Below are 16,373 nucleotides of genomic sequence, written 5' to 3'. Positions count from 1 at the left end.
TTCACACATGTGGAAAAGTGAGGTAATTTTCTTATCTCCGTATGTGACGAAAATAAGGCAACCTTATTGACAGTAAAAAGCCCCATGCCTATAATACAACTCATGCGAAAATACCATTCATTGTGGGGATGTCTGGAAACGCTTTATATAGATGTCGAATTGACTAAGTCGACTGACGTGCTATATACGCAGTAGTCTTTGTCAGAAAAGTTAAAGAAAGAGGAAATATTATGTTAAAAATATATTCATTTCTTCGGACGATGAAAGACAAGGAAAAGCACTTTGAGAAAGGTATTCAATATAAACACAGCAAAAGAATTGCAATTGTTGCCTATGTTTTGGCTGCTATACTTCTTGTCACATCCTTCGTAGATATCCCTGGTTTACACCTGTACTCCCTAGAGTATATGGTAAATGCAGCTACGCACGATGCCACGGGACAAGAAGATGGTACACAAGATTTGTCGTATCAGAAAGATGCGAAGCTGCTAGAAACATCACTACTGGTGAATCCACTCGGACAAATGTACCAAGGGGAATTAGCGAAAGAAGACATAGAATCATTTACGGATAACAACACCGAAGCAAAAGTAGCAATTGCAGATCCTATGGAACAATTAAATCGAAAGCTTACTGATATTGCGAATCCAGATGATGGAGATATCGTTCTATTAAGCCTAGCGGATTCCGAAAAGGAATTAATCAACATAAACGCCACATCACAATATGGAGCAGAATTAGCTTTAGCAAATGTGTCTGTGGAAAATACCGCAATCATAGAAAATAATGAGAAAGCGGTAGCTAGTAAGGATGGTAAAAAAGCGGAAGCTAACAAGGATAGTCAAAAAGCAGATTCTAGCAAGGACAAAGAAAAAGCGAAGGATAACGCGAAAGATTCTGCTAGTAAGAAGGATAAAGCGACCACTACTTCTGCAAAATCAGATGCCCTTGTAAAGACATTAAACAAGAAAATGATAAAATCTTTATCAAAAGATGAGCTTGATGTTTTATATCGTATTGTTGAAGCAGAAGCAACTGGTGAAGACATTTACGGTAAAATCCTTGTAGCAAATGTTATATTAAATCGTGTAAACAGCAAACAGTTTCCGAATACGGTAGAAGAAGTTGTGTTCCAAAAGGACGGAAATACTTATCAGTTCTCCCCTACAAAAGATGGCAGGTATTGGTCTGTGAAAGTGTCCAAGGAAACGATGGAAGCGGTAAACCGTGCGCTTGCGGGAGAGGACTATAGTAATGGTGCTTTATACTTCTTTGCGAGAAAGCAAACTAGTAAGACGAAAGCTTGTTGGTTTGATAACAGTCTTCGTAAGGTAGTAAAGTATGGGTGCCATGAATTTTATAAGGACAAGTAGTCGGTGTTAGTATAGTTACTGACATAGGAAGGCTACAATAACAAAAACGGGTATAGTAAGAATGTCTAGTTAAGCATAATGCTTTTGGGATATTCAGTCTGTACTCGTTTTGTTTAATTTATAAGCAAACTAATTAAATAATAATTATTTAAAAAAATAAATAACTATTCGGTTTTTACCCATTATTACTTGTCACGTCTATGATATCATGATATAATACTCTGAATTAAATTAACAAATTAAAGTGTTAAATATATTACCTTAGAAAATATATTAACCTTAAAATAGAACAGAAGGCTATAAAGGAGAGAAGATCATGAATTTACTGTATCAAAGTACCCGTGATAATCGTGAACAGGTAACAGCATCCCAGGCTATCTTAAAAGGACTTGCTTCGGATGGTGGACTGTTTGTGCCAACCGAATTGCCAAAGCTTAATATAAGTTTAGAAGTATTAGCCAGCATGAGTTACCAACAAATAGCTTATAAAGTTATGAAACTATTCTTAACAGATTTCTCTGAAGAAGAATTAAAACACTGCATCAATGCAGCTTATGATGATAAGTTTGATACAAAAGAAATAGCACCAATCAAAAAGTCGGATGGAGCATATTATCTGGAGTTGTTTCATGGACCTACCATAGCATTTAAAGATATGGCTCTTTCTATATTACCTCATTTGCTAACGACAGCTGCGAAGAAGAATGAAGTGAAGGAAGAGATTGTAATTCTTACTGCTACTTCTGGAGATACAGGAAAGGCAGCACTTGCTGGTTTTGCAGATGTTCCTGGTACTAAAATCATTGTTTTCTATCCGAAAGACGGAGTAAGTCAGGTTCAAGAGATGCAAATGGTAACACAAAAGGGTGATAATACTTTTGTTATCGGTATTCATGGAAACTTCGATGATGCACAGACTGGTGTAAAAGAAATGTTTAACAATAAAGAGCTTGCAAAGAGCTTACAAGATAAGGGCTATTTATTCTCATCAGCAAATTCTATTAATATAGGTCGATTGGTTCCTCAGGTAGTATATTATGTATATTCATATTGTCGTCTACTTCATAATGGCGAATTAAATAAAGGTGAGCCGTTAAATGTTGTAGTACCAACTGGTAACTTTGGTAATATACTAGCAGCATATTTTGCAAAAGAACTTGGAGTTCCAATCAATAAATTGATTTGTGCTTCAAACGAGAATAAAGTGCTATATGATTTCTTCACAACCGGCGAGTATAATAGAAACCGTGATTTCATCTTAACAAGTTCACCTTCTATGGATATCTTAATCTCAAGTAACTTAGAACGCTTGATATATATGATTTCCGGAGAAACTGCTAAAGATCGTGCAAATGAAAATGCAACACTTATGAACCAACTCTCCAAAGAAGGTAAATATGAAATAGCTCCACAGATGAGACAAAAACTATCCGACTTTGTCGGAGGATATGCAAAGGAAAAAGAAACAAAGGCTGCTATTAAACGTGTTTATGAAAAAGCGGATTATGTCATTGACACACATACAGCGGTAGCTGCAAGTGTATATTATAACTACAAAGCTGCTAGTGGCGATGCAACAAAGACATTAATTGCTTCAACAGCGAGTCCATATAAGTTTACTCGTAGCGTGATGGAAGCATTAGAGGCTGAGACAGAAAGTAAGTCTGACTTTGAATTAATAGATCAGCTTAGTGAAATAAGTAAAACAAAGATACCTCAAGCTATCGAAGAAATCCGTACCGCACCTGTACTTCATAAGATGGTATGTGAGACTGAGAAGATGCAGGAGATGGTGGAGAAGATACTGGGGTTATGATAGGGTAGTTGTTGGTTGAGGAACGTGGGTTAAGAAAATAGGATAAGTATATAGACAAGTAAATGGATAAGTAAATAGATAAGTAAATAGATAAGTAAATTGGTAAGTAAATGGATAAGTAAATTGATTAAGAAATAGATTAAGTAAATATAACTAAATAAAATAGGTAATATGAATTTAGAAACAGTTTGTGAAAAAAGGGCTTTGCTGATGTTCAATCAGCGAGGCTCTTTTTTAAAACGAAGTTAGAGTTATAAATATGTAATTGGTAAAAGGAGGTTCCAAAAGGTTCTAGGGTAATAAAAAAGAAAAATAACTAAAAGAAACCTTATTTTATTGTACATAATCACAAAATTCAAAATAGTCTAAATGTGACAAGAGCATGACATAACTTTGACACAAAGAAAGAGCATTATAAAGGTAAGTCAAAACCAAATGCCCGGGACTACTGCGAGCATGTCTATGAGACAGTATAGGTCACATCCAGACAGATGTCCTGTAGGGATGTAAGTAGGGGTTTGGAGAATTGCCCAACGAGGCAGGTTATTTGGCTAGATATAATCAATCCAGTTACAAGATAGTAGGATTGTAACCCAGTTGTTCTGACCAGTTTGTACAAGAATTTTTATTTGTCGAAATATTGTGGCAAATCAAATGAAGTTCTATGGAGAATTGTTTAGAAACATGACTTAGAATGGGGTACAAAAAGTGAATTTGTAAGCAAAAAGACTTGACCTTTCCTACGATAGTTGTTATAATCATCTTGTTATTGGAACGATTATATTTACTTATGCACATTTTAGAGTTTTTCGAATTGTTAATACATCATTAACAATTTAATTATACTCGATATGTGACGTAAGTCAATATAATACAAAACCATATATTTTAAGGAGGAAGAAAGAATATGAAGAATTTCTTTAAAAAAATCGCCTTCGTATTAGCTCTTGCTATGGTATTAGTATCTGTTGCGCCAGCTACAGCTAACGCAGCTGCTAAAGCACCATCTCTTAAGAAGACTAGCAAGATCCTTTACATCGGTGGCGACCTAACAGGAACGATTTCTGATAGTTATCGTTTCACATTTAATAACGCAGCTGGATATACAGCTACTTGGAAAAGTAAAAATACTAAAGTAGCTACTATTGAAGGCAAGAACGTAGTTGCAGTTGGTGTTGGTAAGACAGAAGTAGTTGCTACTCTTACTAACAAAGCTGGCAAGTCAGTTCAGAAAACAGCAACTGTTTATGTAAAGCAGAACGCTGAAGAAGTTGGATTTGGTAGCACAAAAGCTATCGATTCTCCATTAGCAGTAGGTGCTAAGGCTAAGATCAATGTTTACAGACTTGTTGGTGACAAGAAGATCTGGAGTCAGACTGATATGGCTACATGTACAGACAAAATCGTTTGGACTTCTAGCAATGAAAAAGTTGCTACAGTTGACAAATGGGGTACAGTAACAGCTGTTGCAGCTGGTGAAGCTACTATCACAGCTACAGCTACTCAGCCACAGGGACCAACTGCTGGTGCATCTGCAAATTACAAAGTAACTGTTGCAGCTGGTATCCAATCTGTTAAGCAGACTGGTTTATCAACAGCTGTAATTACTTTCGCTGGTGATGTATCCGCTGAAGCTAACAAGGGTAACGTAACAATTAAATCCATGATAGGTTCTACAGGCGTTAATGTAGTAGTTAAAGATCTTAAGTTTGATGCTGCAGATAAGACTAAAGCTACTATTACAACATTCACAGAGTTTGCTAAGGATAAAGAGTATGTTGTATCTTACAAAGATACATCTGCAAGCTTTGTAGGTGTTGACACATCTAAGGATGCTGTTGCTTCTATAAAGTTTGATACAACTGAAGTTGTTAAAGCAAAAGCTGAGCCAATTAAGTTCAAAGTTTTTGATAAGAACGGTGTCGACATTACTAGAGACGAGTTCGTTAATAGAATTGATGTTTCTTTAGTAAATTCATCTACAGATTGCTTTTTAGATCCTAGTGCAAGAACAATTACTTTCTTTACTTCCGGTAAAACTGCAGAAGTTAAGGCAACATACCATACTTATACTTATGGTGCTGACTTTAAGGAAGTAACTATTGATGCTGTTGGTACTATCGTATCTACTGATTTAGCAAGTACTTCTATTAAGAGTATTGATGCATTCACAGCTTACACAGGTGATGCAAGTGATATTGACTTTACAAAGCCTAACACTACTATCTCTGTAAGTGATAAAGATGGATCTTATAAAGTAGCAGTTAAGACTACTAACAATAAAGATAAAGAATTAAGCAGCGTTGGCAATGTAACTGAAGATAAGTTCTCATTTGAATCTTCCGATACTACAACATTACTTATTGTTGGTAATACCTTATACCCAGTTAAAGAGGGTGGCGCTATGGTTATTGTTAAGTACAACAAGACAGTAATCGGTGCATATGCAGTAACTATCGGTTCTAAGAGAGTAGCAGCTGATGTAACAGCTAAGTTTGATAGTGCTCAATTAGCAACAAATGCTAGTGACAGCATTAAATTAACTGTAACAGTTAAAGATCAGTTCGGTGCTGAAAGAACAAGCTTAGAATCAATTGATGTAAAATTTGTATCCGGACCAACTGGTGCAAATCAGGCTGTTCCAACTGCAACAGGTGACAAACACAATGAGTTCGTATTCAAGGGTGATCTTTACAACAAAGTTGGTGGATATCAGTATAAAGTTACTGTTGATAACCAAGTTAGATATGTAGGATTTACAACTGATAAAGCTGAAGGTACTCCAAGTTACTATCAGTTATCTAATACTGGTAAAGCAGTTGATACAGCATTAAAGGTTGGTAATACTAATAAGACAGATAACAAGGAATTTAAGTTAGGTTTAGCTGGTTATGCTTCTAATACTTACAAGATCCTTAATGTTCCTATGTTAGAAAGCAAGGCTGATGCATTTACATCTACAGGTTCTGCAGTTTATGTAGAAGTACAGGGCCCTGCAAAGAAAGATATTACACCATTCGTTTCTGTTGTTGATGGTCAGGTAGTTGTTAAACCAGTTGTTTTCAATGCATCTGGTGCAGCTATTAAGGCACCAACTGGAAGCTATACAGTAAGTGTATTTGAGATTACTGATAAGACTGATAAGACAGTAGAAACTGCACCTGTTAAGGCACTTATTGTAGGTGGTTTTACAATTACTGATACTCAGCAGGTTCCTTCTATAACAATTAACAGTACAACATCTAAGTATACTACTGCAAAAGAAGCATTAAGACATGAAGATGATGTCGTTACTATTAAGTTTGGTGAGCAAGAATACAATGGCAAAGTAACTGACGTTACTGTAATTGGTACTGGTAAGGAAATCAATGTTACTGAAGTTACAATCGCTGTTGATGTGAACTACAATGGTACACTTACTACATTTGAGCAGAAAATGCCTCTTGGACTTACATTTAACTTAAATATCAATTAATTAATAATCAACTCATAAAAAAAGAGATTCCCATTTGGGAATCTCTTTTTACGTTATAAATATTTCTACTTTAAAATTAAGTTCATATTTACATCAATAATAATTGGATATGTGTAAGAAACACCAGCATAATTTACAGTAGCATTATAATTCACATTTTTAACAAATACATTAGTATTAGAAGCTTCAATACCAACGAATTCATTTACTGTACAAGAAGCGTTAATCTTATCTAATTCACCATTGTTATTTACATCAAGTTCAATTACGATATCACCATTTACAAGTGCACCGTTGATTGTGCTTGCAGTTGACTTGATTTCCTTCTGTGTTACAACAGCTTTAGTCTGATTATCAGTAACATTGATAAACTCAACACCAACTGGTGCAATTACGAAATCATTCTCTGCAGTCTTTGTTAACTTGTATGCAGAAACTTTATAAGAACCTGCTTTTACTTTAGAAAGGTTGGAACCATCAGCAGTAATAGGTTGGAACTTATTTGTAGAAGTATTAACAACTGCAGATAAGTCTGTAGAACCAGCTACGCTACTGTTATCTGGACCTGTTACTTCATAGTAGAAAGCAGTTCCTGTAGTAGATGTAATAGATTTCTTAGCATTTTCTAAACCATATACTAAATTAGTAATTTCGGATTCTTTGTAACCGAACTTATCAACATTGTATAACATGATAGAAACACTCTTATCTGCATTTGCATTGGCATTATTAGACACAACTAAAGTTGTATCAATTTTATTTGAAGATATTTCAAGTTTCTGACCTGTAACTTCACCAACCTCTTTTACTTCTAATGCAAATACTTTTGTTAACTGACCAATTGTTACCTTGTACTGGTAAGTACCTGGCTTATTGAATTGGCTACCGTTAAATTCAATTTTACCATTTTCAACTGTTGTAGCAGATGTATAAGGAGCTACAGAGCCAGCTGGAGATGTTAATAACTGAACCTTAGCAGGAGTTTTTGTAAAATCAGATCCTAACTGATCCTTTACAACTACCTTTACAGTTGTTGTGTCAAATGCCTTATCTAAGGAAAGAAGAGTCTTACTTGTTTCAATAGTTAAGTTTGCTACTTCTCTCTCTGGTAAAATACTTACATTAACAGTACCAACAATAGTGCCATCATATTTTACAAGAACTACTACATTTCCAGTTTTTACTGGATGTAAACGACTTCCATTAATAATTAAAACACTGCTATCTGAAGATTCAAAAGAGAATTTATTATTATCTTTGCTATTAACAGTTTTCTTGTCAGAAGTTAAAAGTTGTACCATTAAGTAGAATCCGTCATCACTTAATGATAATTTTTGATTTAATACATCTTTAGAGAAATCTACTGTATTGTTGTTAGCAGTAATTGTCCAAGCATTGATACCAGTAACAGAAACAGCTTCTTTATCAACAGACTTAATTGCAGTTGTAGTTTCAATAGTCTTTTCTACACCAGCTTCATTGTAGTTATAAGTATGAAATACAGCTTTTACATTTGCAACCTTACCAGATTCAAAGAAAGTAATTGTCTTTCTGGTGTTATCGATATAACAATCATAGCTATCAGAAGTGATATCTACTCTTCCTTCAATTGCCTTTGTAATGTCTACACCATTCTCAGTATAAAGAGCATATTTAATATCTGTACTTTCATGTTTAACAGCTTCATTTGTTAAAATCTCAATTTTTGCAACGCTCTCTGCTACTGGATTTACAGTAACAAATTCAACAGTCTTACCACCAAATTCAACTACATAAGTAGTATCTTTTATAAATGGAACGAATAATTCTAATGTTGCGTTCTTAGGATTTTTTTCATCAAATGTTACATTCTTAACTGACTGAGTAACTTTAGTGTTGCCTACTAAAGAGTATACTTTAACAGTATTCTTGTTAACTTCTTTCATATCGTCTGCTTGACCAAAAATTAAGCTCATGCTATTTAAGTCTTTTTGAGTAGCAGAAACAAGGCCTTTCTGACCTACAGTAACAGTTAATTTCACTTCTTTTGTTGTTGGAACATTCTTAGCTTCTGTCTGTAATGATTTTGCAGTGATTGTTGCAGAACCTTCACCAACAGCCTTTACAGTACCCCACTTGTCAACGGTAGCAACCTTTGTATTGCTAGAAGACCAAACGATGTAATCTGTAACAAGTGTCTTATCAGCTTGCTGCCATGCTACCTGACCAGTAATAGCTTTTCTGTAGATATTAAGCTTAACCTTATCGCCAATAGCTAATACATTATCAAGCTTTGCAGCAGATGCAGCAGAAACACCAATTTCTGTAGCATTTCTCTTAACCCATACTTTACACTCTAAGTTCTTTACAACCTTACCAGTTTTAGTATTAGTTACAGTAGCTTTTAATAAAGCTTCACCAACTGCTTTTGCTTTTACAGTACCATTTGTTGAATGGATAGTAGCGATTTCTGGATTCATACTCTTGTATGTTACCTTGTAATCACCCTTATTCCAAACCTTTAACGTAAAGTAGTCTTTATAGTTTCCTGTAGCTACATCCTGTTCAAGATATAACTTTTTGCCTGTAGTGTTTAACTTTGGCGCTGCTGCAGCACTGGCATTTGCTGCTGGGGATATCGCAAGGACAACCATTGCCAAAGCTAAAACGAAGGCTAGTTTCTTAAAGAAATTCTTCATTTTCTTCTTCCTCCTAGTATATGTGTTTTTTCTTATATTTACTCTGCAATTTCATGTATTTTTATTACCAAATCATGTACTTTCTGGCATCTTGTTAATGATGTATTAAGTTATCAGATTACTACATAAAATATCTCTAAGTTAGTAGAGTCAAGAGAAATTTCATAAGAAATATTTGATGATTTAATGCAATGATGCCAGATTGATGCCATATGATGCCAGTCATAGGAAAAAAAGTGGCATCAATGCTAGGCCTACGAAAGATTAGATGATGCATCTTTTGATTTGAACTAAGTTTGACAGTTAAAAACTTGGATTGAATTCCTCTTAGAGGAGAAAGGTGAAAAAAATGGATCAAGGAGTCGAAAAAATACAGATGAGAAAAAACGAAGAACTAAAAAAAACAGAAAGAGAATTAGGTGTGGAAGATCTGAAAGGAAGTAAGGAGGAAGTAAGTAAGAAAGAAAGCAAGAAAGAAATTAAAAAAGAAAAGAATGAGAAAAAGTCATTAAATTTACCGAAAGGAATTACTAGGTGTTCTGACGGTCGTTATCAGGCTAGATATACTTATGAGGGACATCGATATTGTTTATATGGGAGAGATGTAAAAGAACTTGAGGAAAGACTAAATAATGCAAAATATGAGATACAACATGGTATCTATGCAAAGGAAGAAAGAATTTCACTAAATACTTGGTATGAGACATGGATTAATGAATACAAATCAATGACAGTGAAACAGGGCACCGTGGAGAGCTACGAGTGTATGTATCTATATTATGTGAGACCAGTATTAGGTAAGAAACTGATAAAAGATATTCGTGGAGAGCATATTCAAAAATTGTATAATGATTTATCCCGAGATGGTTATTCGAAGTCAACAATTTCACTTATCCATGTTCTACTTGGTGCTATGTTTAAGCAAGCTCTAAAGAATGAATTAATTAAAAAGAATCCAGTGGATTTGACAACCTTACCAAGAGCGGAAAAGAAAAAAGAAAGAAGAGTCCTAACATTAAACGAACAAGAGATATTATTAAAAGAGATCACAGGGCATGAATTAGAACCGGTGATACGTTTATCATTAGCTACGGGGTTAAGGGTTGGAGAGGTTACAGGATTAGAGTGGTGTGATGTTGATTTTGACAAGAAAGAGATAACTGTCCGTGGTACATTAAAATGTACAAGAAAGGGAATGGAATATTATAAGGATACTCCTAAAACTAATAAAAGTACTCGAAGCATTCCGTTGTTAGACAATATTGAATTGATGTTGAAGCGATATCGAATTATACAAAAGGAGCATAAGCTTTCTATGGGGAGTGATTGGAAACCAATCGAAGGTCTAGAAGACTTGGTATTCTTGAGAGAGGATGGTAAACCATTTTCAGGTCAACATATTAGACAGCAGCTTGTTCATATTGTGGATGATATTAATAAGAAGTATTATTCAAAGAAGTCAAGTAGTAAAGAGAAACTCCTGGAAGATAAGTTTGATTATTTTACACCACATGCTCTACGCCATACTTTCGCGACGAGAGCCCTTGAGAATGGGATTCCACCGAAGGTAGTTCAGGAGATATTAGGGCATAGTAGTATTACTATGACGCTGGATTTATATACACATGTTTTACCGCAAACAAAGGCACAAGAAATGAAAAAATTAGAGGCGTTAATGTGATTATTACTTTAGTTGGATAATATTATAAAAATAATTTGTTACTATAGAAAAATAATTATTTTCTATAGTAACAGATTATTTTTTATTAAGGAGATGATAATTTTACATGGATTGTGAGAAAAGTTAATATAAAACTAATATCTATTTAAAACTTGTATTTTTGCGATTTGGGAATTCTTGTATTGAAAAGTGAAAATGGATTATGGTATAATATTGTTAAAAATAGGAAAATCTATGAGGTGATGTGGAATGAAAAATAGAATACGTTTTTTAGCATTTTTTATTATACTAGCTAATGTCTTTTTATTTAAATCAGATGTTGGAGCAGCAAATGTTATAACTCAGGTCAAGAGGATTCCATTTAATAAATCTGTATCTGAAAGTATCAGTATTTCTAATGAGTTATATTATATGTTTGATTCAAGCCAAGCTGGTATTGTCACATTATTAATGCAATTAGAACCAAATACAAAGTTATCAGTAGAATTATGGTCTGTAGATGATGAGCAAAATGTAGAGTGTTTTAATATAATGTCAGAAATTTCAACATTTGATTTATATATTCATCCAACAAAATATTACATAAAAATTACTACACAGTATAGTAATGTAGATTTTAATATGCAATTGAACTTTCAAAAGTTTAATACTGTGGATAATAATAAGCAAAATCTTACATTAAGCGATGCTCTACCATTGAGCGCAAAAAGCAGATATGATGACTTTCTTGCTTTTAATGAAAAAGATAAGTACTATAGCATAAGTGTAGGTAAGAATAAAAAGCTAAATTTAAAGATCAAAGGATTTGATGAAAGAACCACTAACGTTTTCGTATTTGATTCTAAGCAAAATTTAGTATTGAATGATTGGTTTTTTGGTACTAGTAAAGTATTTGAAATAAATGAGAGTGTGGATAGTGGAATCTACTATATTAAGATTAGTATGAGTGGAACTATGAATACTAGTGGAAGGTTATATTCTATCGAGACTGAAGATTATATTGGTATTGAGAAAATAAGTCTCGATAATTCAAAAAAAACAATTTATATTGGTGAAAAATATAAACTAAAAACAGTTACCAATCCAAAAGTAGTAACAGAAAAATTTACATATAGTAGTAGTAATACAAAAATTGCAACAGTATCATCCAATGGAACGGTTAATGGTGTAGGGAGCGGGGTAGTAACAATTACAGTTCAGTCTAAGGATAGTAAACGAAAAGCCACCTGTACAATAACGGTAAAAAAGATAGAGGTAGTAAGTGTTAAATTAACTGAAAACCAGAAGACTCTAATTATAGGTGATTCTTTTAAGTTGAAAGCTACAATTAATCCAACCAATGCAACGGATAAAGATATAACATGGAAATCATCGAACACGAAAGTGGCAAAAGTAGATAGAAATGGGAATATAACTGCAACCGGAAATGGTGAATGTACGGTTAGTGCAATAAGTGGTAAGATTACTGAAAAATGTAGCATTACAGTAAACCCAGCACCAACACCACAACCGATTAAAAAACCTAAGACTACGCCAGCGCCTACTCCAACTATTACACCACCTAAGCCTACTGAAGTTGCTGTTGATAAAATTACGATGTCGAGTTCAGCAAAGAGAACCGTTGGAGAGACTATTAAGTTAAATGTAATAATATCTCCAACAAATGCCACGAATAAGACATTGACTTGGTCATCTACTAATACTGATGTTGCTGCAGTGTCAGATGGTGTTGTTACATGTAAAAGTGAAGGAAATGCAACTATAATTGTAACTACAGAAAATGAGAAAAAGGCTTACTGTTCCATAGTGGTAAGTAAATAGGTATGAGGAGTAAAGCGAGAATTAGGGTTGCTGTATCTTCGCATCAAGGCCGTAGAGATTCTAATGAAGATAATTTTTATACAGGGAAATATATATTAGAAGATAGTAGGCAAGCTAGTTCATTTGGACATAAAGTTAGTATTCCTAGTCTTTGTGCTGTTTGTGACGGGATGGGAGGAATGACGAATGGTAAACTAGCGTCAATGAATGCAGCTACCTATATAAAAGAGTACAATGAACTCAAATTAAGGCAACTTCAAACAGAATGTTGTGACGATTATCAAGATTCTTACGTCATAACGTGGATTAATAAGTTTATTAATAACTTAAATGCCTCAATGTCACCAAGTATTCAGAATCAAATGAACTATGGAAGTACTGTAGCTATGATATATTTAGATCGACAGAAGATTTATCTTTCGAATGTTGGAGATAGTCGAATTTATGTTTTTCAAAATAATAGCATGAATCAATTATCTGTAGACCATAATCAGCGAGCTAATGCAGTAGCGTTAGGAATCAGCCCTGTAGATATCACATGGGGAAGTAATATATTGACACAATATCTTGGTATGCCAAAGGATGAGATCCTCCTAGAGCCACATGTAATATCTTTAGAATATAGTCCTATGACAATTTTAATATGTAGCGACGGATTGACGGAAGCCCTAGATGACAAGGAGATATTTAATTTATTTTTATCTTCGAGATGTATAACATTAAAATCAATGTCAAAAAAATATATTCAAAAAGCGCTAGATAATGGGAGTAAAGATAATATAACAGTTATGCTAATTAAGATAATTATTTAATTATAAATTAAGAGGAAATGATATGAGTGAATTTAATCCACATGACTTAGAACCATTTTGGGAGTCTTGGTACATAGATAAGGAATTAGGCGAAGGTAGTTTTGGCTATGTTTATAAGATATATAAAGAAGAGTACGGTACTAAGTATTATAGTGCATTAAAGATTATCCCTGTTCCTAGAACTGAGCTTGAAGTTAAGGAATTACAATATGAAGGACTGGATCAAAATACATCGTCAGAATATTTTAAGGATATAGTAGAGGTAATATACCGTGAAATTCAAATTATGGCCGAGCTTAAAGGAAGAACGAATATAGTAAGTTTTGAAGACCATAAAATTATTCCGAAAAAAAATGAAATTGGGTACTATTTGCTTATTCGTATGGAGCTTCTGGAGAATATTAGCGACTACCAATTGAAGAATCCACTAACCATTAGCCAGATTGTTAACATGGGAAGAGATCTATGTCAGGCTTTAATTTTATGTAACAAGAAGAATATTATACATAGGGATATCAAGCCTGGGAATATTTTTGTAACATTGGATGGAGATTTTAAACTTGGAGATTTTGGAATAGCGAAACAATTGGACTGCGCGAACGAAGGGATGTCTATTAAAGGTACCTATGGTTATATGGCACCCGAAGTATATTTTGGTAAGGTATATGATGCTAGGGTCGATATTTATTCTCTAGGTATGGTTTTATATTATTATCTTAACAATAAAAAAGGGCCATTTATAAGTTCATCAACAACAATCCAGAAGTTTAGTGAACGACAAAATGCTATTAATCGAAGATTTCAAGGTGAAAAGATACCAAATCCTGTACTTGCAACAGAGAATCTCTCAAAAATAATTTTAAAAGCTATTGAATATGATCCTAATGATCGGTATACATCAGCAGAAGAATTTTTAGATGCTTTAATTAATATTCTTCCTGACGACTTAATGGCAATTGATTTAGCGACAATAGAAGCTGAAACAGAGACTAATATTAATGATGAAAATTCAGATGGAGGAACCATTTGGTTGGATGGCATAGGAGGCAAGAATCAGGAGATACAAAAAGAGCTTAGTAAAATTGAAGAAAAGGAAATTGATAATGAGACCAAGACAAATGATTCAATTGAACTTTTAACTCCTGAGGCTAAAAGAAAATATTCTAAATTTAAATATATAATAGCAATATCAGTAGCGGTTGCATTATGTTTTGGTATATTTATTTTTATCTCGAATATGGTAGCATCAAATAATTCGAAAGGTATTGAGATTTCAAACAAACTACCAACAGATATACCAACTTACGTTCCAACAAAAGTACCAACGAAAACACCAACTCCAATACCTACGGCTACTCCGACACCTGTTATACCAGAGTATGAAATGAATTTGGACGAAATTGGGATAAGTGATTTTAGTATTATCGACAATTGCGAAGCATTAACAAGCCTGAGTGTTGCATTCAATGATTTAAGCTCCTTAGATCCCTTAAGAGATTCGATTAATTTAACATATCTTAATGTTCAAAAGAATATTATTGAGAATCTAGATGGAATTGAGAAGCTAAGTAATTTAGTATGTTTCAATGCTTCGGATAATTTAATACATGATATTACAGTATTAAAAGAATTAATCAATTTAAATATATTGCATTTATCCAATAACCAAATAGAAAATATAACACCTTTAAAAGATTTATTAGGACTAACAGAATTATATATGGATGGAAATAGAGATTTAATTGATATCGCGGTATTAAAGAATTTAGAACAACTTCAGATTCTTATATTGAGCAATACGGGTATATTAGATATTACATCTCTTTTTGGTTTAGAAAACTTAATTCTTTTAGATCTATCTAACACAAATGTTTCAATTGAGGATGTAGAGAAAATTAAAGAAAAGTTACCTACTTGCCAGATTGTATATTAATAATATTAACGGAAAGATATATTGGAATTAGTGGGGAAGGGAATTAGTATTTTAAAAGATATAATTATTTTCTCACTGTTAATGGAGAAATATTATATAAAAAAGTATAAGAAAGGGGATTTGTATGAGTAAGAAAATAGTTGTTGACCCACAAAAACTAAAGGATGCGGCTACAAATATTGATCAAGTAATAGCAGATTACAAGTCTATTTATGTAGCATTATTTGCTAATGTTAGTAAATTAAGTAGTGCTTGGAAAGGAGCAGATAATACTGCTTTTACTACACAAATTGAGGGTTTTAAAGATGACTTTGATAAGATGGCCAAATTAATGGAAAACTACTCATCATTTTTAAAAACTAGTGCTTCTACATATCAAGCAGCTCAGGATGAAATTGTAGTTGCAGCAAAAAAACTTACAAATTAGGGGAGGGGATGAAGTATGACAGATTTAGGAATCAATATATCTACGGCTGAGGTTGCAGCATTGGCGACAAGTATTCGAAGTGATAATCAAAAGATGTATGATGATCTTAAGACAATAAAAAAAGCAATGGATGAGCTATCTAATACTTGGCAAAGTGAGGCAGGTGAAGCTATTCGCTCAAACTTTAATGCAGAAGCGCCTAAATTTGATAATTATAAAGAAATTATTGAAAGTTATTCTGATTTCTTAGATAAAACAGTCGCTAGGTATGAGACGGATGAGCAGACAGTAACAAATAATGCGAATCAATTTAAGTAGTTAGATTAATTTAATATACCGGACAGAGTTTCTGTCCGG

Annotated in this window: 10 protein-coding genes; 9 read left to right on the top strand and 1 reads right to left on the bottom strand. The window is 33.6% G+C overall.

Going from position 1 to position 16,373, the window contains the following annotated elements; genetic code table 11:
* The first annotated feature begins 230 nt into the window (after positions 1 to 230).
* The 3 genes from RTP52_RS07640 (at position 231) to RTP52_RS07630 (ending at position 6,664) form a co-directional block, all read left to right on the top strand.
* Complete coding sequence (locus RTP52_RS07640; RefSeq protein WP_312370295.1) at positions 231 to 1,373, top strand: cell wall hydrolase; 1,143 nt, start codon at positions 231 to 233, stop codon at positions 1,371 to 1,373.
* Positions 1,374 to 1,689: 316 nt separating this feature from the next.
* Positions 1,690 to 3,189, top strand: coding sequence for a threonine synthase (thrC, locus tag RTP52_RS07635; protein ID WP_312370293.1), 1,500 nt, complete (start codon positions 1,690 to 1,692; stop codon positions 3,187 to 3,189).
* Between the two features lie 907 nt (positions 3,190 to 4,096).
* The gene (locus tag RTP52_RS07630; protein WP_312370291.1) at positions 4,097 to 6,664 is read left to right on the top strand and encodes an Ig-like domain-containing protein; all 2,568 of its coding nucleotides are present in this window, start codon (positions 4,097 to 4,099) and stop codon (positions 6,662 to 6,664) included.
* Between the two features lie 65 nt (positions 6,665 to 6,729).
* Here the strand turns inward: RTP52_RS07630 and RTP52_RS07625 are convergent, their stop codons facing one another.
* Entirely contained in the window at positions 6,730 to 9,342 is a 2,613-nt protein-coding gene (locus RTP52_RS07625) for an Ig-like domain-containing protein (protein WP_312370290.1), read from the bottom strand.
* A 349-nt stretch (positions 9,343 to 9,691) separates the two neighbouring features.
* Between RTP52_RS07625 and RTP52_RS07620 the strand changes: the two genes are divergently transcribed.
* The 6 genes from RTP52_RS07620 (at position 9,692) to RTP52_RS07595 (ending at position 16,334) form a co-directional block, all read left to right on the top strand.
* Positions 9,692 to 11,023, top strand: a complete 1,332-nt coding sequence (locus RTP52_RS07620) for a tyrosine-type recombinase/integrase (protein ID WP_312370288.1) — start codon at positions 9,692 to 9,694, stop codon at positions 11,021 to 11,023.
* A 249-nt stretch (positions 11,024 to 11,272) separates the two neighbouring features.
* Positions 11,273 to 12,844, top strand: a complete 1,572-nt coding sequence (locus RTP52_RS07615) for an Ig-like domain-containing protein (RefSeq protein WP_312370287.1) — start codon at positions 11,273 to 11,275, stop codon at positions 12,842 to 12,844.
* Positions 12,845 to 12,846: 2 nt separating this feature from the next.
* Positions 12,847 to 13,656 carry a PP2C family protein-serine/threonine phosphatase gene (locus RTP52_RS07610; RefSeq protein WP_312370285.1) on the top strand — a complete coding sequence of 270 codons (810 nt, stop codon included), beginning with the start codon at positions 12,847 to 12,849 and terminating at the stop codon, positions 13,654 to 13,656.
* A gap of 22 nt (positions 13,657 to 13,678) precedes the next feature.
* A complete protein-coding gene (locus tag RTP52_RS07605; RefSeq protein WP_312370284.1) occupies positions 13,679 to 15,589 on the top strand; it encodes a protein kinase domain-containing protein in 1,911 nt (636 codons plus the stop codon).
* Positions 15,590 to 15,713: 124 nt separating this feature from the next.
* Positions 15,714 to 16,016: a WXG100 family type VII secretion target gene (locus tag RTP52_RS07600; protein WP_312370281.1), complete on the top strand. Its 303-nt coding sequence runs from the start codon at positions 15,714 to 15,716 to the stop codon at positions 16,014 to 16,016.
* A 15-nt stretch (positions 16,017 to 16,031) separates the two neighbouring features.
* Entirely contained in the window at positions 16,032 to 16,334 is a 303-nt protein-coding gene (locus tag RTP52_RS07595; RefSeq protein ID WP_312370279.1) for a pore-forming ESAT-6 family protein, read from the top strand.
* The last annotated feature ends 39 nt before the right edge of the window (positions 16,335 to 16,373 follow it).

Source organism: Lachnoclostridium sp., assembly GCF_031997925.1.
Classification (GTDB): Bacteria; Bacillota; Clostridia; order Lachnospirales; family Lachnospiraceae; genus Lachnoclostridium.
The sequence above is the reverse complement of the archived record's forward strand: the minus strand, read 5'-3'. Positions and strand labels throughout refer to the sequence as shown.